This window comes from Paenibacillus sp. FSL R5-0490, assembly GCF_001956215.1.
In the GTDB taxonomy this organism is placed as follows: Bacteria; Bacillota; Bacilli; order Bacillales; family Cytobacillaceae; genus Cytobacillus.
In genome coordinates this window covers 44,048-63,011 of record NZ_MRTQ01000012.1, presented here as the reverse complement: position 1 = coordinate 63,011, position 18,964 = coordinate 44,048, and the positions used below count along the sequence as shown (strand labels likewise).

The 18,964-nt window shown below is 42.7% G+C and carries 22 protein-coding genes and 2 riboswitches; of the genes, 19 read left to right on the top strand and 3 right to left on the bottom strand.

What is annotated here, in order from left to right:
* Positions 1 to 80 precede the first annotated feature (80 nt).
* The 3 genes from BK139_RS11770 to BK139_RS11760 are packed head-to-tail and all read left to right on the top strand — an operon-like array spanning position 81 to position 1,910.
* Positions 81 to 905, top strand: coding sequence for an ABC transporter ATP-binding protein (locus tag BK139_RS11770; RefSeq protein ID WP_076258855.1), 825 nt, complete (start codon positions 81 to 83; stop codon positions 903 to 905).
* Positions 902 to 1,669 (top strand): IucA/IucC family C-terminal-domain containing protein, encoded by a 768-nt coding sequence (locus BK139_RS11765; protein WP_286148611.1) that lies wholly within the window; start codon positions 902 to 904, stop codon positions 1,667 to 1,669. The genes BK139_RS11770 and BK139_RS11765 overlap by 4 nt, the downstream gene beginning before the upstream one ends.
* Positions 1,662 to 1,910, top strand: coding sequence for a YusU family protein (locus BK139_RS11760; RefSeq protein WP_076258848.1), 249 nt, complete (start codon positions 1,662 to 1,664; stop codon positions 1,908 to 1,910). Before BK139_RS11765 ends, BK139_RS11760 begins: the two co-directional genes overlap by 8 nt.
* A gap of 246 nt (positions 1,911 to 2,156) precedes the next feature.
* Here BK139_RS11760 and BK139_RS11755 read toward each other — a convergent pair whose 3' ends face one another.
* From BK139_RS11755 to BK139_RS11745, 3 genes are all read right to left on the bottom strand, one after another.
* A complete protein-coding gene (locus tag BK139_RS11755) occupies positions 2,157 to 2,504 on the bottom strand; it encodes a spore coat protein (RefSeq protein ID WP_053433798.1) in 348 nt (115 codons plus the stop codon).
* A 15-nt stretch (positions 2,505 to 2,519) separates the two neighbouring features.
* Complete coding sequence (locus BK139_RS11750) at positions 2,520 to 2,792, bottom strand: hypothetical protein (RefSeq protein WP_035329342.1); 273 nt, start codon at positions 2,790 to 2,792, stop codon at positions 2,520 to 2,522.
* Between the two features lie 144 nt (positions 2,793 to 2,936).
* Complete coding sequence (locus BK139_RS11745; RefSeq protein WP_076258846.1) at positions 2,937 to 3,068, bottom strand: YuzL family protein; 132 nt, start codon at positions 3,066 to 3,068, stop codon at positions 2,937 to 2,939.
* Positions 3,069 to 3,331: 263 nt separating this feature from the next.
* Between BK139_RS11745 and BK139_RS11740 the strand changes: the two genes are divergently transcribed.
* From BK139_RS11740 to BK139_RS23960, 16 genes are all read left to right on the top strand, one after another.
* On the top strand, positions 3,332 to 5,713 hold the full coding sequence (locus BK139_RS11740; RefSeq protein WP_076259009.1) for a 3-hydroxyacyl-CoA dehydrogenase/enoyl-CoA hydratase family protein: 2,382 nt from the start codon (positions 3,332 to 3,334) through the stop codon (positions 5,711 to 5,713).
* 39 nt (positions 5,714 to 5,752) lie between these two features.
* Positions 5,753 to 6,928, top strand: a complete 1,176-nt coding sequence (locus tag BK139_RS11735; RefSeq protein ID WP_076258844.1) for an acetyl-CoA C-acetyltransferase — start codon at positions 5,753 to 5,755, stop codon at positions 6,926 to 6,928.
* Positions 6,929 to 6,993: 65 nt separating this feature from the next.
* Positions 6,994 to 8,778 carry an acyl-CoA dehydrogenase family protein gene (locus BK139_RS11730; protein ID WP_076258842.1) on the top strand — a complete coding sequence of 595 codons (1,785 nt, stop codon included), beginning with the start codon at positions 6,994 to 6,996 and terminating at the stop codon, positions 8,776 to 8,778.
* Between the two features lie 209 nt (positions 8,779 to 8,987).
* Complete coding sequence (locus BK139_RS11725; protein ID WP_076259007.1) at positions 8,988 to 9,347, top strand: arsenate reductase family protein; 360 nt, start codon at positions 8,988 to 8,990, stop codon at positions 9,345 to 9,347.
* 74 nt (positions 9,348 to 9,421) lie between these two features.
* Positions 9,422 to 9,805, top strand: a complete 384-nt coding sequence (gene gcvH, locus BK139_RS11720) for a glycine cleavage system protein GcvH (protein WP_076258840.1) — start codon at positions 9,422 to 9,424, stop codon at positions 9,803 to 9,805.
* A 160-nt stretch (positions 9,806 to 9,965) separates the two neighbouring features.
* A complete protein-coding gene (locus tag BK139_RS11715; protein ID WP_076258837.1) occupies positions 9,966 to 10,205 on the top strand; it encodes a YusG family protein in 240 nt (79 codons plus the stop codon).
* A gap of 577 nt (positions 10,206 to 10,782) precedes the next feature.
* Positions 10,783 to 11,136, top strand: a complete 354-nt coding sequence (locus tag BK139_RS11710) for a toprim domain-containing protein (protein ID WP_076258835.1) — start codon at positions 10,783 to 10,785, stop codon at positions 11,134 to 11,136.
* 15 nt (positions 11,137 to 11,151) lie between these two features.
* Complete coding sequence (locus BK139_RS11705) at positions 11,152 to 11,460, top strand: thioredoxin family protein (RefSeq protein WP_076258833.1); 309 nt, start codon at positions 11,152 to 11,154, stop codon at positions 11,458 to 11,460.
* 146 nt (positions 11,461 to 11,606) lie between these two features.
* Positions 11,607 to 12,878: an MFS transporter gene (locus BK139_RS11700; RefSeq protein WP_076258831.1), complete on the top strand. Its 1,272-nt coding sequence runs from the start codon at positions 11,607 to 11,609 to the stop codon at positions 12,876 to 12,878.
* A gap of 143 nt (positions 12,879 to 13,021) precedes the next feature.
* The gene (locus BK139_RS11695; RefSeq protein WP_076258829.1) at positions 13,022 to 13,360 is read left to right on the top strand and encodes a hypothetical protein; all 339 of its coding nucleotides are present in this window, start codon (positions 13,022 to 13,024) and stop codon (positions 13,358 to 13,360) included.
* A 51-nt stretch (positions 13,361 to 13,411) separates the two neighbouring features.
* Positions 13,412 to 13,513, top strand: a riboswitch (SAM riboswitch).
* 85 nt (positions 13,514 to 13,598) lie between these two features.
* Positions 13,599 to 14,915 carry an O-acetylhomoserine aminocarboxypropyltransferase/cysteine synthase family protein gene (locus tag BK139_RS11690; protein ID WP_076258826.1) on the top strand — a complete coding sequence of 439 codons (1,317 nt, stop codon included), beginning with the start codon at positions 13,599 to 13,601 and terminating at the stop codon, positions 14,913 to 14,915.
* 140 nt (positions 14,916 to 15,055) lie between these two features.
* A riboswitch (SAM riboswitch) is annotated at positions 15,056 to 15,159 on the top strand.
* Positions 15,160 to 15,311: 152 nt separating this feature from the next.
* Positions 15,312 to 16,337 (top strand): methionine ABC transporter ATP-binding protein, encoded by a 1,026-nt coding sequence (locus BK139_RS11685; protein WP_076258824.1) that lies wholly within the window; start codon positions 15,312 to 15,314, stop codon positions 16,335 to 16,337.
* Positions 16,330 to 16,998, top strand: a complete 669-nt coding sequence (locus BK139_RS11680) for a methionine ABC transporter permease (protein ID WP_076258822.1) — start codon at positions 16,330 to 16,332, stop codon at positions 16,996 to 16,998. Before BK139_RS11685 ends, BK139_RS11680 begins: the two co-directional genes overlap by 8 nt.
* A 12-nt stretch (positions 16,999 to 17,010) precedes the next feature.
* Positions 17,011 to 17,856 carry a MetQ/NlpA family ABC transporter substrate-binding protein gene (locus BK139_RS11675; protein WP_076258820.1) on the top strand — a complete coding sequence of 282 codons (846 nt, stop codon included), beginning with the start codon at positions 17,011 to 17,013 and terminating at the stop codon, positions 17,854 to 17,856.
* A gap of 122 nt (positions 17,857 to 17,978) precedes the next feature.
* On the top strand, positions 17,979 to 18,350 hold the full coding sequence (locus BK139_RS11670) for a carboxymuconolactone decarboxylase family protein (RefSeq protein ID WP_076258818.1): 372 nt from the start codon (positions 17,979 to 17,981) through the stop codon (positions 18,348 to 18,350).
* 294 nt (positions 18,351 to 18,644) lie between these two features.
* Positions 18,645 to 18,797 carry a YuzK family famiily protein gene (locus BK139_RS23960; protein WP_169799774.1) on the top strand — a complete coding sequence of 51 codons (153 nt, stop codon included), beginning with the start codon at positions 18,645 to 18,647 and terminating at the stop codon, positions 18,795 to 18,797.
* The last annotated feature ends 167 nt before the right edge of the window (positions 18,798 to 18,964 follow it).

Below are 18,964 nucleotides of genomic sequence, written 5' to 3'. Positions count from 1 at the left end.
CTGGAAAAGCTTGAAACTCGTATGATACAGGCAACTGGAGAGCCTATAGATATAAATATTAGGAAAAGGAGAGGGCAGAGATGACAGCAGGGCAAGCAATCGCTACCAAAGACTTAACCTTGTCATATGGAGACACCATTATTATTAATGAACTGGACCTGGAAATACCTAAAGGGGAAATCACTGTATTTATTGGTGGAAATGGCTGCGGGAAATCGACATTGCTAAGATCTATTGCCAGGCTGCTAAAGCCGAAATCTGGTGCTGTATTATTGGAAGGTGAAGCTATAGCCAAACTTTCCACAAAAGATGTTGCCAGAAAGATGGCGATTCTGCCACAATCTCCTTCAGCTCCGGAAGGGCTTACAGTTCTTCAGCTTGTCAAACAGGGAAGATACCCCTATCAAACATGGCTGAAGCAATGGTCTACTGAAGACGAATTAAAAGTCAGAAATGCTTTGAAGGCAACAGGTATGGAAGAATTGAAAGACCGGACAGTCGATTCCCTATCAGGGGGGCAGCGTCAGAGGGCTTGGATTGCCATGACTTTGGCACAGGATACAGATACTATTCTGCTGGATGAGCCAACAACCTATTTGGATATGACACATCAAATTGAAATCCTTGATTTATTATTCGAGCTGAATGAAATGGAACAGCGTACCATCGTCATGGTGCTTCATGATCTGAATTTGGCCTGCCGCTATGCTCATAATATTGTTGCGATAAAGGATCAAAAGGTTTTTGCTCAGGGCAAGCCGGAACATGTCATTAATTGCGGATTGGTTAAAAACGTGTTTGGCATGGAATGCGAAGTGACGATAGATCCATTATTCGGCACACCGCTATGCATCCCGTATGGAAAAGGGCGATGTATTTTAAAGGGGCAAGGACTTCAGGGATGATTAAATTAACAGGAGAACAGGCAGAAGCTCTCGGGAAATTCAGACTTGCCCGGGATTCAGGGGAAAGCTCTCCTTTAACCATTAAAGTGGAAAATTTGCTGGACCCATCTCAAACGGGGGCATATCTGAAGGAAGTGAAAAACCATTTAGGAGCACCTGATAATAAAACGGCAGCTTCTATTTTAATAAAAAGGTATGCCTTTCTGCCTGTCATTTACTTGTATTGCATGTCATCCTGGAACGTGAAATTGGATATCAGCCATGAAAATATAACATTTCTAAGTCAGGAAATAGACGGTCTGTGGCTTCCGGGCTTTCACTTTACCCGCCTTCAGGGCCAAGGGGCCGGGATGGATAGGGATCAATGGAGAGAGGATGCGGTGAGGACTCTTTTTAATGGCCATATCTTTCCGCTGATCAATAGAATAGCTAGCGAAGGAAAAGTCTCTAAACTAATTCTTTGGGAGAATATAGCCATTTATCTGTTCTGGCTTTACGAAAAGATTTTACCCCTGGAAACACATTCGGAAAGGGCGGCTGAAGATTATAGGTTTATCCTGGAGCAAGCTCCGGGCAATTTATTCGGCGATGAAAATACGAATCCCTTAAAGAAATTTGACAGCAGGAAAATTGTAATTGAAAACACCGGCACAGCAGTAAGGCCCAGGAAAACATGCTGCTACTCCTACTTGACCAGCAGCGGTAAACGATGCGGGACTTGTCCACTTTCCTGCAACAGTAAAAGGAGGATTCCTGATGAATGATCGTTTGAAGGAACAGCTGGATGGCCTGCTTGAAAAATATACCGAACTCCTAATCGGCGAGGCCTCTCCGGAGTTAAAAGAAAAGGTTGAAGCATGGGCACTGTACTCTTTTATTGCGAAATCCATGCCGCCTTTAGCTAAGCACTGGAATGATACTTATCCTGATGCAAAAGAAGAAATGAAAACTCTCATAGCTGAAATAAAAACACTGAATGAAGAGATGAGAAGCAAAAAAAAGTAAACCTTATGTATTTAAATAAACCGCTGCCATCAAAAGCAGCGGTTCTTTTAGCATATTGCAATAATTGTCTAGCTCCACAAGGAACACTTCGACAGCAACATCATCGCACGACTAAAAGCGTTAGCTTTTAGGAGGAGCGCCTACCCCCTCGAGGTCACAAGCCAAGCCTCCCAAAAAGGCAAAGAACGCCTTTCCGTGAGGCTCGTCTTGTGCTTGTCGGGGGTGGACAAGGCGCTTCCGCTTTTCTTATTGCATCTGGCCATTGCCATAAGGCAATTGATTGGTGTAGCCCTGAAACTGCTGATAGGATTGCTGGAGCTTTTGCTGATCTGCAGCTTCAACCTTATACCAGCCTTTTCTGAACATTAGATTGTAAAATTCTCTCTGCTGGTTTTGTGTTTCATTAAATGCCGCAAGAATATCCTGATACAGGCTTTGGTGGCTTGCCTCATTTAAGGCAACCGAATAGGCATCTGTCATATACTTTTCAGTAGATAGAATATCATTTGTAAAATCCCGCTCATTCATTTGGGGTGTTTTATTTACCTGTGTTTCGGGATTTTGAATCGTATTGGGATTCTGGTTCTGGTTCATTTTCAATGCTCCTTCCTATTGCATTCCCATAAAGTTTTGCTGACTTTGCTGGTTTAAATGAACAAGCAGCTGTTCATAGTGACGCTGATGCATTTGGCCGCATTGCTCGAAATGTGTTTTTAGCTCCTGGTCCTGGCATTGCTGCGCGTAAAAATGCGCTTTTTTACATGCCAGAAGATTCCATGAAAGCATGTCTGTTAAGTAAAGGGCATCTTTAGTGGAAATGACAGCAGGAGGCTGCTGCATAATGCCCTGCTGATTCTGCATGTTCATATTTTGCTGCTGCATAATTTGTTCCTCCAATTCTAATAGCGTTATTCGAACATATCTTGCCTCTGAAAAATGTTTGCTATTCTGCTGAAGATGATTTACCTATCTGCATAATGCAAATTATAAAAAGACCGAAGGCAGCCTGTTTTCAAAAAAAACGGCTCATCGCTTATATTGATTATTTTGGCTATTTCTTTTCTTAGGTCCTTCCCTCTCAACAGTCGGGCCTGCATCTCCCTGGACACTAGCAGCGCTGACTCCTGCCTTAGAAGGATCTTTTTTCATTTTTCCCATTTCTTTCACCTCTGCTCACGAATTAAAAATGTTTCCTTTTTAGAGTGTCCAAAACACTTATCACAAATTGCACAAAAAAATTACAGCTGAGACAATATAAAATTTCAAAACATTTTTAAATTTCCGCTTAAAATCATTGCGTAAATTTTGCAAATATTTTATAGTTATAACTAACAGAACTCATTCAGAAGAGAAGCATATTTTTTTTGAAAATAAAATGAATGAGTATTCATTCAAAAAAGCAAAAGGGGGAAACAAAGTTGATCCAACAAATAAAAAAGGCGGCAGTTTTAGGCTCAGGAGTAATGGGATCGGGGATCGCAGCCCATCTGGCCAATATCGGAATTCCAACACTTTTACTGGATATCGCGCCTCGCGAATTAACGGATGCCGAAAAGGCGAAGGGTCTTACTCTTGAAAATAAAGCAGTCCGCAATCGAATCAGTGAAGGGAACCGCCAAAAGCTGTTAAAACAAAAGCCCGCCCCATTAACTTCTAAAAAGAATATGGCTTTGATTGAGGCAGGAAACTTTGAAGATGACATGGAGCGTCTGAAGGATGTCGATTGGATTATTGAAGTTGTTGTGGAAAACCTCAGCATAAAGAAGCAGGTTTTTGAAAAAGTAGACCGGCACCGTAAGCCTGGGAGCATTGTCAGCTCCAATACGTCAGGGATATCTGTTGAAGCAATGTCAGAAGGGCGCTCGGAAGATTTTCAAAAACACTTCCTGGGAACGCACTTCTTTAATCCTCCCCGCTACTTAAAGCTTCTTGAAGTCATACCTACTAAAAACACTTCTTCTGAAGTGCTGTCATTTATGAAGCAGTTTGGCGAAGATGTACTGGGTAAAGGAGTAGTTGAAGCAAAAGATACACCGAACTTTATCGCCAACCGGATCGGCACGTATGGCCTGCTGGTTACAGTGCAGGAGATGCTGAAGGGCGGATACAGTGTCGGCGAAGTAGATTCCATCACAGGGCCGCTGATAGGCAGGCCGAAAAGTGCTACCTTCAGAACACTTGATGTGGTAGGGCTTGATACATTTATACACGTGGCAAACAATGTTTATGGCCAGGTGGATGGGAAAGAAAAGGATGTTTTTGAAGTTCCGGACTTCATGAAAGTGATGCAGGAAAAAGGCTGGCTTGGAAGCAAAACAGGGCAAGGATTTTTCCTGAAAAAAGGCAAAGAGATTCTGGAGCTGAATCCGGAAACTTTGGAATATGGCCCGCGCCAAAAGCTTAAGACAGCTTCGACTGAACTGGCCAAACAGGAAAAAGGCACTGCGGGAAAATTGAAAGCGCTTGTATACTCAGATGATCGCTCTGGCCAATTATTGTGGAACATTCTAAGCCCGGCTCTTCTTTATTCAGCACAGCTTCACGGCGAAATAGCTGATGATGTGACAGCGATAGACCGTGCGATGAAATGGGGCTTTGGCTGGGAACTGGGCCCGTTTGAAACCTGGGATGCCATTGGAGTAGAGAAATCGGTTCGAAAAATGGAGGAAGCAGGCGAAGAAGTGCCGGCATGGGTAAAAGAGATGCTGGAAAAAGGCATTAATTCCTTCTACAAAGAAGAAGAGGGACGGAAATATTTTTATCATAATGGCGAGTACAGATTAATCGAGGAAAACCCTAAAGTACTTAATTTAAAACAGCTTAAGAAGCAAAAAGGTGTTATTAAAAAGAATACCGGTGCAAGCCTTGTTGATATAGGCGATGGGGTTGCATTGCTGGAGTTCCATTCGCAGAGCAATGCCATTGGATTGGATATTATCCAGATGATCAACTTTGCGGTAGACGAAGTGGAGAAGAACTACAAAGGGCTTGTAATCGGGAATCAGGGCAAGAACTTCTGTGTAGGCGCCAATCTTGGAATGATTCTCATGGAAGCGCAGGATGACAATATTTATGAGCTGGATATGGTAGTCCGCCACTTCCAGAATGCCATGATGAAAATTAAGTACAGCGCAAAGCCGGTTGTTGCCGCTCCATTTGGCATGACACTTGGCGGCGGGGCTGAGGTATGTCTGCCTGCTGCACATATTCAGGCATCAAGCGAAACATATATGGGGCTGGTTGAAGCGGGTGTCGGCCTGATCCCGGGAGGAAGCGGAAACAAGGAGCTTTATTTGAAGCATCTTGAAAATATGCCAAATGGTGTGGAATTTGACCTTCAAAAGGTTGCGAATAAAGTGTTTGAATCGATTGCAATGGCAAAAGTTTCAACATCTGGCGAGGAAGCAAGAGACAATAACTTCCTGAACCTGGCAGATGGCATCAGTGTGAATGGGGATCATCTCCTTTATGATGCAAAGCAGGCTGTCCTTGCACTGCATGAGAAAGGTTATAAGCCCCCTGTCCGCAAAAAGGTGCCTGTTGTCGGTGAAACAGGTTATGCAACCCTTCTGCTGGGAGCACAGGCAATGCTTTACTCCGGCTATATTTCAGAGCATGATTTGAAAATTGCCAAAAAGCTTGCCTATGTAATTGCAGGCGGAAAAGTGCCATACGGAACAGAAGTTGATGAGCAATACTTGCTTGACTTGGAGCGCGAAGCATTCCTTAGCCTTGTTGCGGAACCAAAATCACAGCAGCGTATGCAGCACATGCTTTTAAAAGGGAAACCATTGCGCAATTAAGTGATAGAGTGGGACATTAATAGAAAGAGAGGGAACATGATGAGAGAAGCGGTTATAGTTGCAGGTGCCAGGACACCGGTCGGCAAAGCCAAAAAAGGTACGCTTGCAAATGTCAGGCCGGATGACTTAGGAGCACTCGCAGTAAAAGAAACCCTAAAGCGTGCAGGAAATTATGAAGGAAATATCGATGATTTAATTATCGGATGTTCTATGCCTGAAGCAGAACAGGGGCTGAACATGGCCAGGAATATCGGCGCCCTTGCCGGACTTTCACATGAAGTGCCGGGGATAACGATCAATCGCTATTGTTCTTCAGGCCTGCAGGCAATTGCCTATGCAGCTGAAAAAATCATGATTGGCCATGCAGATACAATTATCGCCGGCGGAGCAGAATCTATGAGCCTGGTGCCAATGATGGGGCATGTAGTCCGCCCGAACGCCAAACTGGCGGAAACAGCTCCTCAATATTATATGGGTATGGGACATACAGCTGAAGAGGTTGCAAAAAAGTATGGCATTACACGTGAAGACCAGGATGCATTTGCTGTCAGAAGTCATCAGAAGGCTGCTAAGGCAATCCAGGAAGGAAAATTTGCAGATGAAATTGTACCTGTAGACGTAACGTTCAGATCTGTTGGAAAAGACAATAAGCTTACAGAAAAAACAATCCAATTTAGCCAGGATGAAGGTGTTCGTGCAGATTCCACGATGGAATCACTTGGAAAACTGCGTCCCGCATTCTCGGTAACCGGAAGTGTCACAGCCGGAAATTCATCTCAGACAAGTGATGGAGCAGCAGCCGTAATGGTTATGGACCGGGAAAAAGCAGAATCATCAGGATTGAAGCCAATGGCTAAATTCAGAAGCTTTGCCGTAGGCGGTGTCCCTCCTGAGATCATGGGTGTCGGCCCGGTTGTGGCCATTCCTAAAGCATTAAAGCTTGCAGGGCTGGAGCTTTCGGATATTGGTTTATTTGAATTGAATGAAGCTTTTGCATCCCAATCCATTCAAATTATCCGTGAGCTGGGATTGGATGAAGAGAAAGTAAATGTTAACGGAGGCGCTATTGCACTCGGGCACCCGCTGGGCTGTTCCGGAGCCAAGCTCACTCTGTCTCTAATTCATGAAATGAAACGCCGCAATCAGCAATTCGGAGTAGTAACAATGTGCATCGGTGGCGGCATGGGCGCAGCCGGAGTATTTGAACTTTTATAAGATGAATCGAAAATTGGAGAGAAGCCACAGGCTTTTCTCCGCAAAAACAGAATGGAGGAAAGTAAATGTCAAATCAAACTGAAAATCTTATCAAAGGCGGAAGCTTTTTAATCGAAGATGTTTCCTATGACCGGGTTTTTACACCTGAAGACTATACAGATGAGCAGGTTATGATTGCTAAGACGACTGAAGATTATGTAGTGAATGAAGTTGTACCGCAAATTGAACATCTTGAAAACCATGAATTTGACCGTTCGGTAAAACTATTGAAGCAAGCTGGAGATCTTGGCCTATTAGGCGCAGATGTTCCAGAGGAATACGGCGGACTTGCATTAGATAAAGTAAGCTCAGCACTTATTGCAGAAAAAATGGCGCGTGCAGGCGGCTTTTCCATCTCTCACGGCGCACATGTCGGCATTGGCTCTCTTCCGATTGTTCTATTTGGAAATGAAGAGCAAAAGCAAAAATACCTTCCTGAACTTGCTACAGGTGAAAAGCTTGCCGCTTATGCATTGACAGAGCCAAGCTCAGGTTCTGACGCTCTTGGGGCAAAAACAACCGCCAAGCTGAATGCTGAGGGCACACACTATGTATTAAACGGTGAAAAGCAATGGATAACAAATGCAGGCTTCGCAGATGTATTCGTAGTATATGCAAAAATTGACGGCGAACACTTTTCTGCATTCATCGTTGAAAGAGAATTCCCAGGTGTATCTGTAGGGGCAGAAGAAAAGAAAATGGGAATCAAGAGCTCTTCTACCCGTACGTTAATTCTTGAAGACGCCAAGGTGCCAAAGGAAAACCTGCTGGGTGAATTTGGCAAGGGCCATGTGATTGCTTTTAATATCTTAAATATTGGCCGCTATAAGTTAGGTGTAGGAGCAGTTGGCGGAGCGAAGCGTGCATTCGAACTGGCTGTTCAGTATGCGAACCAGCGCCAGCAGTTTAAGACACCTATCTCTCAATTTAATTTGACTAAAGAAAAACTTGGCACAATGGCTTCAAAAATTTATGCAGCAGAAAGCGCAGTGTATCGTACAGTGGGTTTGTTCGAGGACCGTATGAGCAAGCTTACAGATGAGGAAATAAAAGATGGCAAGGAAGTCGCAAAGTCAATTGCTGAATATGCCATTGAGTGCTCCATGAATAAATTCTTCAATACGGAAGTCCTCGACTACGTAGTAGATGAAGGTGTTCAGATCCACGGGGGCTACGGTTTCATGGCTGAATATGAGATTGAAAGAGCTTATCGTGACTCACGCATTAACCGTATTTTCGAAGGAACAAACGAAATCAATCGTCTATTAGTACCGGGCACATACCTTCGCAAAGCACTTAAAGGAGAGCTTCCACTATTTCAGAAAGCTCAGGCGCTGCAGGAAGAGCTCATGATGATGATGCCTGAAGAGCCTGGTGACGAGCCGCTTGCGCAGGAAAAATATCTGGTTAAGAACGCGAAGAAGATCGGATTGCTTGCTGCTGGTCTGGCAGCACAAAAGTATGGAAAGGCTCTTGATAAAGAACAGGAAGTACTCGTAAACATTGCGGATATTATTTCGAATGCTTATGCAATGGAATCTGTTGTTCTTCGTACTGAAAAGGCTATTGAAAAAGCCGGCCTTGAAAAGAGCAAACAAAAGCTCCTGTACACTCAAATCTTCTGCCAGGAGGCATTTAACGAAATCGAGCAGGATGCAAAGGAAACACTTGTGGCAGTTGAAAACGGCGATGCACTGCGCATGATGATGTCAGCACTGCGCAAATTCACACGCCATACGCCAATCAATGTGATTACCAAGAAGCGTGAAGCATCAGAAAAACTGATCGACGCGGAACGTTTTACCGTTTAATCTGGCTTAGCTCCCTTCCGATGAAGGGGGCTTTATTATTGTAAAAATAACCATTCAAAAACTTTTTCCGGCATGCAGGAACAAATAGAAAAATGTCGAATATTAAATTGGTGATCAAGGTTATGCTTTGTCACCCTTTTATGTTACTATTCAATTAAAAGGCAGCAATTTTGGATAAGCTTGAATTTGCTAAAATGGGTGGTGAAAAAATGGCGTTGACTTTTTATTGGTATCCTAAATGCGGGACATGCCGTAAGGCCAAGAAATGGCTTGACGAACATAATCTGTCCTATGAAGAAATACATATTACAGAGAATCCGCCTTCCCGAAGCGAACTTGAAGCGCTTTATAAAAACAGCGGTTTGGAACTAAAAAAGTTCTTTAATACGAGTGGCCAAAAATATAGGGAGCTCGGCTTGAAGGACAAAGTAAAAACCTCTTCTGATGAAGAACTGCTCGACATTTTGGCAACAGACGGCATGCTGATCAAGCGGCCGCTGATGACAGATGGAGAGAAAGTAACAGTTGGCTTCAAAGATGAGGAATATGAAAAGACATGGCTTTCCTAATAGCTGGAAGCCACCATTAACCATGAGATCGATTACTGATCATAAATTGAAATATTTATATGGAGGGATACATAATGAGCACACCAAAAGAATTACGTTATTCAGAAGAGCATGAGTGGGTAAAAACAGAAGATGGGAAAGTACGCATTGGGATTACGCATTTCGCGCAATCAGAACTTGGTGACATCGTATTTGTTGAGCTTCCTGAAGTTGGCGATGAGCTGAGTGCAAACGAACCATTCGGAAGCGTAGAATCTGTAAAAACAGTGTCTGAACTTTATGCGCCTCTAAGCGGTAAAGTGGTTGAAGTAAATGAAGACCTTAACGACAACCCTGAGTTCGTAAACGAATCTCCATATGAAAAAGCATGGATGGTTGTGGTGGAGCCTTCAGATTTAAGCGAAGTAGAAAGCTTGATGACTGCTGAGCAATATGAAGAAATGACAAACCAAGACTAATTAGAGAGCCGGTTCACTTCCGAACCGGTTTTTTGCGTCTTTTAGGGTATATCATGTCCAGCTGCTTCTGCATTTTGTTCTTACCTTTAATTGCTATTTTTCTTTTACAGAGACATGGCAAAACTATGGGTACCCAGATGCATGAAAGGAATGATTACCCATGACATTGAAGCAGCAGAAAATCGATATAACTGACCGGGTCGTCGGCAAACTTAACAATAATGGGATAGATCTTTATCTTGAAAACGAAAAAATTGGACAAATCAGCCTTCCGGAAGGATCTTCTTTCAACTTGTCCCATCATTTTGAAACCGAACACCAAAAAATATACCAGAATGTCTCCGTCCCGGATCAAGCGCAAGCACGCTACACAGACTGTGACGAAGGCGGCTGGTGCTGACTACTGTAAACAGCGGAATAACTTCCGCTGTTTATTTAATAGGCTAAAGCAGTTTGAACGGGCATACAATGAAATAAGTCTTTTTAAAATATATATTTTTCTTCAAAAACATTTTTTCTTTCCTAAACCGGGCAAGGAATATATAAATCAGCACAGCCCTAACCTCCAAAATGGGCAGGAGATTCACACCATAACCAAGAATAATGAATATATTAAGATAAAAACCAATGCATGACTGGCTTTAACTTTGGCTGTTTTCGAAGGGTATGATGTTTTTTATTTATTATATGCTGAGTTGATTGTAGCGGAAGGTGTGAGATCCTCGAAAATGCATTCGTATTTTCTTCGTGCGGTTGTTTACTCAAGGAAGCTTATTCAAAGTCCTGCGGGAGTAGCGGGACAGGTGAGACCCCGCAGACGCGCAGCGTCGAGGAGGCTCACCGCCCGCCCCGCGGTTCGCTGAGCAGCCTGGTGCGAAAATCAACGGACAGCATTGATGCGCAAAATAAAACATTTTATACGAAAAGAGCTTAACTTTAACGAACAGTTTCAAAATAACCCCTTTCAGGTGATGACGATGAACGATGGAATTCCGGAAAAAGTGATTATTGTCGAGGGAAAGTCAGATAAAACAAAAGTTAAAAGCATTATAAGAGAGCCTGTTGAAATTATCTGCACAAATGGAACAATAAGCATTACCAAACTGGATGAATTAATTGACACACTGTTTGATAAGGATGTATATATATTGGTGGATGCCGATTCAGCAGGTGAAAAGCTGAGGAAACAATTCAGAAGGGAATTTCCAGAGGCAGAGCATCTATACATCGATAGAATGTACAGAGAAGTAGCGACAGCACCTGAACACCATTTGGCAACAGTGCTGCTCGGAGCTAACATTGACATTTATACACAATATCTGGACAGATAAAGTAAGGATGATAAAATGCAGGAATGGTCGCAGCAGGACATTGAGGAAGCGATTAGCGGAGAAGAAACGATTCTTATCTATTTGTATACGCCTATGTGCGGAACCTGCCAGATGGCAGGAAAGATGCTGGCAGTTACAGAACAATTACTGCCAGATCAAAAAATGGGGAAAGCGGACTTAAATTATATGCCGCAATTGGCTGAAAAGTGGGGAGTGGAAAGCGTACCCTGCCTCCTCATCTTCAGAAAAGGAACTTTACATGAAAAATTATATGCTTTCCGATCCGTACCCTATTTATTGGATAAAATCAGAAGCATCGATTAGCACAAACCAGGAGCATAGCAGCCTGGTTTTTTGCATGTTTTAAAAAGGTCTTTTCACTATTCGAAATATATTTACAAATCCATTCCGAAAGAGTATGATACTTAGGGAATCGAAATAAAAATCATACAGTGCAGGAAGGGATCCGCATGGCATTTTACAGGGAGTGGGCTGGTCAGTTTAAAGGTTATAACCGCAACATAAAATTGGCTTTTATGGCGAATATCCTTACACAAATTGGTTTTGGGATATTCATGGTAATCTATAATTTCTACATAAGGGAGCTCGGCTACTCAGAAAGTGTTAATGGACAAATCATATCCATGACTGCTCTCGCGACAGCAATGATTCTTGTGCCGGCAGGGATCGCCAGCGACCGAATTGGCAGAAAAAAAGCGATGATGTTTGGTGCAGTTGCAACAGGTGTAGTTATGCTCTTCAGAAGTATAGTTGAAATGCAGGAACTCCTGATTTTATTTGCATTTTTAACCGGGCTGACAACAGCCTTTCTTCAGGTATCGGGCATACCATGGCTGGCTGAAAATTCAAGGGCTGACCAAAGGGTTCATCTGTTCAGTATCCATTTTGCTATATTGACGGGCGCAAATGTGATCGGGAACTTAAGCGGGGGCATCTTAACGGATGTATTTCTTTTGTTTACGGATCAGCTCACCAGCATCCGCATCACCCTTCTGATTGCAAGTGTGTTTTTCATAGCCGGCTTATTTCCAATTTTGCGTTTCGCAGAGGTTTCGAAAGATCAACACGATGCAAAGGGCATAAAAGGCTGGTCATTCAAAAACCTCTCAGCTAAAAATGACGGTGTCAAAATTATCGCGATGTTTGCTTTTGCTCAGCTTCTAATTGGAATTGGCGCAGGACTTGTTATTCCGTATCTGAATCTATACTTCGCAGACCGCTTTGATGCCTCCAATTCAGCTATTGGCATAATTATTTCATTAGGGCAGGCTGCCACGGCCTTTGCCATGATTATCGGACCGGTTGTGGTAAGAAAAGTGGGAGAGGTTAAAGCCGTTGTAATCCTGCAGCTTATGTCACTTCCTTTCCTGCTTTTAACCGCTTATACTGAAAATCTTTGGCTGGCTGCCATCGGCTTTTTGTTCCGGCAGGCGCTGATGAATGCGGGAAATCCTATACAAATGTCATTGATGATGTCAAAGGTAAATGATTCGATGAAAGGACTGGCAAACTCAGTCAATCAGATGGTGTTCAATCTGGGCTGGGCTGTAATGGGTCCGGTTTCAACAGGAATCGTCATGAGATATGGAGATTATTGGGGATATGCACTCGTATTCACCATTACAGCTTCTTTATACTTGATTGGCTCTCTCTACTTTTTCTTTGTATTCAGAGGCTATAAAAAGACAAAAACTGCAGCCCCCTCTGTGAAAATAGTATGATCTGACATATTTCTCGGGAAATGAAAAGGCAATGCCAATTAAACAGGCATTGCCTTTCAGGTTTTGTCGAATGAAAAATAAAGGATTAATGCTTTTTATTACTGAATATAAAAGTAATTGACCCCATTCAAAGAGGTGAGGCTGTGAGGGATTTACCTGATGTATTCATCCGGGAATTAAAGGCAAAAGGGCATCTTGGATTTTTCTTAAGAAAATCAAACTTTTCTTTGCTTATTAAAGCGGGAAATATATGCATTCCATTGAAGATTTCGAATGGAGAAATACGGAAGGCGAGCCACACCCGCCACTTTGATGTGGAAATCTCGGGATCGGAAGAAGCTGTACTGTCACTGATTACAGGAGAAGTAACATTAAGAGATGCCATCTCCCGAAATGAAATTTTGACGGATACCACTTACAGAAAAAAGTTGCTGCTCGAGTCTTTTTTCTGTTTAGGGAAAATTTCACTGCACAATACTTGACCGTTTTTTAAATAGTATGATAATATCGTTTTAATATTAATTAACTGAATATTCTTATCAAGAGAGGCGGAGGGACTGGCCCAGCGAAGCCCGGCAACCGGTAAAGTACACGGTGCTAAATCCAGCAGAGCAGAATGCTCTGGAAGATAAGAAGAGTCGATACAGCCCTCTTCTTATGAAGGGGGTTTTTCAGCTTTTCTAAATGAAATACAATCATTTTTATAGAGGAGAGATAGCGATGACGGACAAACAGAAAAATTACCGCTTTGAAACAATTGGAGTACATGGGGGGCTGAAGCCTGACCCTGTAACTGGCGCGAGGGCGGTCCCAATTTATCAGAATAATGCTTATCAGTTCAAGAATACAGATCACGCAGCAGATCTCTTTGCCCTGAAAGAGCCGGGATATATTTATAGCAGAATACATAATCCCACTGTCAGTGTATTTGAGGAAAGAGTGGCCCTGCTTGAAGGAGGAGTGGGTGCGCTGGCTCTTGCCAGCGGCCAGTCTGCTATTACACTTGCCATTTTAAATATTGCCGAAGCTGGTGATGAAATTGTTGCTGCATCCAATTTATATGGAGGTACTTATAATTTGTTTGCAGTCACACTTCCCAAGTATGGAATAAAGGTGAAACTGGTGGATCCAAAGGATCCGGAAAATTTCCGCAGCGCCATTACAGATAAAACAAAGGCTGTCTTTGCTGAAACGATTGGAAACCCGAGCCTGAAAATCCTGGATATTGAAAAGGTTGCCGCAATTGCACACGAAAAAGGTGTGCCGCTGATTGTCGATAACACTTTTGCTACCCCTTATCTTTGCAGGCCTATTGAACATGGAGCTGATATTGTCATACACTCTGCGACAAAATGGCTGCTCGGCAATGGAACCACAATGGGGGGAATAATAGTTGACGGCGGAAAATTCGACTGGAATTCCCCTAAGTTCCCGGGATTCACAGAGCCGGATCCGAGCTACCATAATATTGTCTATAGCGAAGCAATCGGCGAAGCAGCTTATATTATCAAAGCCCGTGTACAGCTGTTAAGAGACTTAGGGCCGGCAATGAGTGCGCAAAGTGCATTTCAGTTCACATTGGGCCTTGAGACTCTGCATGTAAGAATGAAGGAGCATGTTGCCAATACTAAAAAGGTAGTGGAATATCTGGAGGCGCATCCGGCCGTTAATTGGGTGCTCTATCCAGGTCATGAAAGCCACCCGGACAAAGAATTGGCAGATAAATATTTGCCAAAAGGAGCCGGAGCAGTGGCTGTATTTGGAATAGCTGGCGGAAGAGAGGCTGGAGCCAAGCTGATCAATAGCCTGCAGCTATGGGCACATGTGGCAAATGTCGGGGACGCAAAGAGCCTGATTATTCACCCTGCAAGCACTACTCATCAGCAGCTGGATGAAGAAGGCTTAAAGGCTGCGGGAGTTTCGGAGGATCTAATTCGGATTTCGATCGGCATCGAAAATGCAGAAGATTTAATTGAAGACCTGGAACAGGCGATAGAAGCAGCTGCAGGTCTCACATCACTTGCTGCAAAAGCGTAAAGGGAAATTTATCATTCACTTTTTTCCGAAAGTTTGAAATTTCATCGTTGACACCTTTTTAATGGCTATGATACGATAGCAAACGTAATTAAAAAACTGCTTAATTCATTTAAAGTATTAATTGAATATAGAACGTAACGCTCTTATCAAGAGAGGTGGAGGGAAGTGCCCTATGAAGCCCGGCAACCGTCAATTAGTTGAAATGGTGCCAATTCACTCAAAGCATAGCTTTGATAGATGAGAGAAAGGACTAAATCTCTTTATGCCTTTCTGCTCATGTGCAGAAAGGCATTTTTGCTTTTGCGCATGAAAGCCTATGAGAAGTAAAAGATAAGGGAATAAAAGCAGTCTATTAATTATTATCTGTATCTTTCGATAAAAGAGGTGACTATCACGTTGATTTCCATAAAGGATGTACAGAAGATATTTTCTTCAAAAAAAGGCCAGGTTAAAGCAGTTGATGATGTAAACCTGGAGGTAAAAGAAGGAGAAATATTCGGTGTTATCGGATATAGCGGTGCAGGTAAAAGTACCTTAATCCGCATGCTCAATGGGCTGGAGCTTCCTACCCATGGCAGTGTTACTGTAGCAGGCAATGAGGTTTCAAAGATAAAGGGAAGCAAGCTGAGAAAAGCTCGTCAGGAAATAAGCATGATTTTCCAGCATTTCAACCTGTTATGGTCAAGAACAGTAAGAGAAAATATTGCATTTCCGCTTGAAATCGCAGGTGTTTCCCGGCAGGAAAGGCTCAAAAGAGTAGACGAGCTCATTAAAATCGTCGGTCTGGAAGGAAGGGAAGATGCCTACCCTTCTCAGCTTAGCGGAGGTCAAAAGCAAAGGGTCGGAATTGCCAGAGCCCTTGCCAATAATCCAAAAGTGCTGCTTTGTGATGAGGCGACATCTGCCCTTGATCCTCAGACAACAGATTCCATTTTGGAGCTGCTTGTAGACATCAATGAACGACTGGGCTTAACCATTGTCCTTATTACACATGAAATGCATGTAATCCGTAAAATCTGCCATCGGGTTGCTGTTATGGAAGGCGGCCGGATTGTGGAAATCGGACCTGTATTGGATGTCTTTAAGAATCCGAAAGCTGTGATTACAAAGCGCTTTGTCCAGCAGGTGACAGAGCCTGAAGAAACGAAGGAAACAATTGATCATCTTGTCGATTTGTATCCAAAAGGAAAAGTAGTCCAATTAGGATTTGTCGGCGAATCAGCTGAACAGCCATTGATTACAAACCTGATCCGCCACTTCCAGGTAACTGTTAATATTCTTCAGGGAAAGATTTCCCAGACGCAGAATGGTTCCTACGGTACCTTATTCATCCATGTTGATGGAGAACCAGAGGAAGTTGCAAAAGCGATCGAATATATCCATTCTCAGCAAGTGGGCGTGGAGGTGATTTCCAATGCTTAATGAATGGTTTCCAAATGTGAAATGGGACTCCATGTGGGAAGCTACTGTGGAAACTCTCTATATGACAGCTATTTCTGTTATTGCAACCTTTATTTTAGGAGCGATTTTGGGGCTGCTGCTCTTCTTGACTTCAAAAGGTAATATATGGGAAAACACAGCAATCAATAAAGTTATCTCTGCGTTCGTCAATATTTTCCGTTCGATTCCATTTATTATCCTGATTGTATTGCTGATTCCTTTCACGAAGCTTTTGCTTGGAACAATGATTGGGGAGGATGCGGCATTGCCTGCATTAATTATTGGTGCTGCCCCGTTTTATGCCCGAATGGTGGAAATCGGCTTGAGGGAAATTGACAAAGGGGTAATTGAAGCTGCCAAGTCTATGGGCGCAAAAACAAGCACGATCATCTGGAAGGTTCTGCTTCCAGAATCAATGCCCGCCCTTGTTTCGGGAATTACTGTGACAGCTATCGCACTGGTTGGCTACACGGCAATGGCTGGTGTAATCGGTGCCGGGGGACTTGGAAATCTGGCTTATCTGGAAGGATTCCAGCGGAGCCGAAGTGATGTAACGCTTATGGCGACCGTCATTATTTTAATCATCGTATTTATCATCCAGTTTATTGGAGATATCATTACAACAAAATTAGACAAACGATAAGGAGAGATTGACATGAAAAAATGGTTATCACTTGCTCTTGCACTGGCAGTTGCACTTGTTCTTGCAGCTTGCGGCACTTCAGAAGAGGGCGGCAATGCCGGAGAAGGTGGAGATAGTAAAGATAGCAAAAAGATTACAGTGGGGGCTTCCAATGTCCCTCATGCTGAAATTCTTAACGAAGCAAAGCCATTACTTGAAGAAAAAGGCTTTGAACTTGATGTTGTAACATTCCAGGATTATGTATTGCCAAACCAGGCTCTAGAGTCTAAAGAACTTGATGCTAACTACTTCCAGCACATTCCTTATCTTGAGTCACAAAAGGCTGAGCATGGATATGATTTTACGAATGCAGGCGGAATTCATATTGAACCAATCGGTGTGTATTCCCAAAAGTATAAAAAACTTGAGGAGCTTCCAAAGGGTGCAACCATCATCATGAGCAACTCAGTCGCAGACCATGGCCGCATCCTTTCCATGCTTGAAGCTGAGGGACTTATCACTTTAAATGAAGATGTGGAAAAAACGGAAGCAACACTGGAAGATATAAAAGAAAATCCAAAAAAATTAAAGTTTGATACTGAATATGAAGCATCACTTCTTCCTCAGATTTACAATAATGGAGAAGGAGACGCAGTCCTGATTAACTCCAACTATGCAATCGATGCAGGATTAAATCCTCTTAAAGATTCAATTGCAATCGAAGATAAAGATTCACCATATGTAAATGTAATTGCAGTACGCACAGGTGATGAAGAAAAAGAAGGAATTAAAGCTCTTGTGGAAGTGCTTCGTTCCAAGGAAATCCAGGATTTCATTCTTGAAAAATATGAAGGTGCCGTTGTGCCGGTATCTGAGTAAAGCAGAAATGCAGGCGTTCACAGCGCCTGTTTTTTTGTGGATCAGCAATCCCGCTTCCCGTATAGATTGAAAAGCAATCAAACATACTAACCTTGATACTATTTGAAATGGAGTGGAGATCGATGGAACATTATCAGGAACCTTCAAACTCAATAGAAGAAGCCCTGCATGATTATAAAGTCGGATTAGGTGTTTTTACTGAAAAAATGCCGGATTTGGCAAAGCATTATAATGCTTTTACAGAAGCCTGCTTTAAAGAAGGAGTGTTATCCCAAAAAGAGAAGCAGCTGATCGCCCTCGGCATCAGTTTATATTCTCAGGATGAGTACTGCATTATTTACCACACGAAAGGCTGCATTGATCAAGGTGCGTCTGAAGAAGAGATTCTTGAGGCAGTAGGAGTAACAGCAGCTTTTGGCGGCGGAGCGGCCATGAGCCAGGCAGTTACGCTTGTCCAGGAGGCCATGACCGAATTGAATCAGCGAAATCACTGAAAATCTTCTCCTGCTTAGCAGCAGGAGTTTTCTTTTGAAATGATGATTTTTCAGAAAATTTATAAAAACAACCATTAATCCAGAGCATTCGGCCAGTATTCTAAGGATAGGAAGTATGAAAGCGTTTCACCAGTTCTCATTCCTTATTTTGCTAAAAAAATCAGGTTTTTTCCGCTTTGTGCGGGGTATAGTGTGAGTGTTAAGATTTTAGATGTAAAACCAAATGCTGAAAAGCATAAAAACCGAAAGGATTGATTCATTATCAGTCAGTTACAGCTGAACTACACGAGTGAAATGGAAAAAGCTATGCAAGCTGCCCATGGAGTTGGATATGAAGTGTACAGCCGGAAACATGATATTCGAATGGAAGTTGAAAAAAGACGTGAAGAAGATTATCTTCAAAGCCAGCGGTTAGTTGCAGATCTTGAAAGAAAAATTCATTCCTAAGTTAAAGGTATATATAATAATGAAGTAAATAGTAACCAGTGCCAATGATGCACTGGTTTTCTTTTTGCAGTACATGAAATTACAGTACCGGGAAAAAATAGACAGGACATGCTGGTTTCCGGTAATTTCACTCTTTGATGACAAAGATTTTATATGATAAAATCTAT

Excerpts from the sequence above, each read along its gene's own strand:
- BK139_RS11760 (WP_076258848.1), top strand. The coding sequence starts at position 1,662 with ATGAATGATCGTTTGAAGGAACAGCTGGATGGCCTGCTTGAAAAATAT.
- BK139_RS11690 (WP_076258826.1), top strand. The coding sequence starts at position 13,599 with ATGACGGACAAACAGAAAAATTACCGCTTTGAAACAATTGGAGTACAT.
- BK139_RS11670 (WP_076258818.1), top strand. The coding sequence starts at position 17,979 with ATGGAACATTATCAGGAACCTTCAAACTCAATAGAAGAAGCCCTGCAT.
- BK139_RS11750 (WP_035329342.1), bottom strand. The coding sequence starts at position 2,792 with ATGCAGCAGCAAAATATGAACATGCAGAATCAGCAGGGCATTATGCAG.
- BK139_RS11745 (WP_076258846.1), bottom strand. The coding sequence starts at position 3,068 with ATGGGAAAAATGAAAAAAGATCCTTCTAAGGCAGGAGTCAGCGCTGCT.
- BK139_RS11725 (WP_076259007.1), top strand. The coding sequence starts at position 8,988 with ATGGCGTTGACTTTTTATTGGTATCCTAAATGCGGGACATGCCGTAAG.
- BK139_RS11710 (WP_076258835.1), top strand. The coding sequence starts at position 10,783 with ATGAACGATGGAATTCCGGAAAAAGTGATTATTGTCGAGGGAAAGTCA.
- BK139_RS11680 (WP_076258822.1), top strand. The coding sequence starts at position 16,330 with ATGCTTAATGAATGGTTTCCAAATGTGAAATGGGACTCCATGTGGGAA.
- BK139_RS11705 (WP_076258833.1), top strand. The coding sequence starts at position 11,152 with ATGCAGGAATGGTCGCAGCAGGACATTGAGGAAGCGATTAGCGGAGAA.
- BK139_RS11770 (WP_076258855.1), top strand. The coding sequence starts at position 81 with ATGACAGCAGGGCAAGCAATCGCTACCAAAGACTTAACCTTGTCATAT.
- gcvH (WP_076258840.1), top strand. The coding sequence starts at position 9,422 with ATGAGCACACCAAAAGAATTACGTTATTCAGAAGAGCATGAGTGGGTA.
- BK139_RS23960 (WP_169799774.1), top strand. The coding sequence starts at position 18,645 with ATGGAAAAAGCTATGCAAGCTGCCCATGGAGTTGGATATGAAGTGTAC.
- BK139_RS11715 (WP_076258837.1), top strand. The coding sequence starts at position 9,966 with ATGACATTGAAGCAGCAGAAAATCGATATAACTGACCGGGTCGTCGGC.
- BK139_RS11700 (WP_076258831.1), top strand. The coding sequence starts at position 11,607 with ATGGCATTTTACAGGGAGTGGGCTGGTCAGTTTAAAGGTTATAACCGC.
- BK139_RS11675 (WP_076258820.1), top strand. The coding sequence starts at position 17,011 with ATGAAAAAATGGTTATCACTTGCTCTTGCACTGGCAGTTGCACTTGTT.
- BK139_RS11765 (WP_286148611.1), top strand. The coding sequence starts at position 902 with ATGATTAAATTAACAGGAGAACAGGCAGAAGCTCTCGGGAAATTCAGA.
- BK139_RS11730 (WP_076258842.1), top strand. The coding sequence starts at position 6,994 with ATGTCAAATCAAACTGAAAATCTTATCAAAGGCGGAAGCTTTTTAATC.
- BK139_RS11735 (WP_076258844.1), top strand. The coding sequence starts at position 5,753 with ATGAGAGAAGCGGTTATAGTTGCAGGTGCCAGGACACCGGTCGGCAAA.
- BK139_RS11755 (WP_053433798.1), bottom strand. The coding sequence starts at position 2,504 with ATGAACCAGAACCAGAATCCCAATACGATTCAAAATCCCGAAACACAG.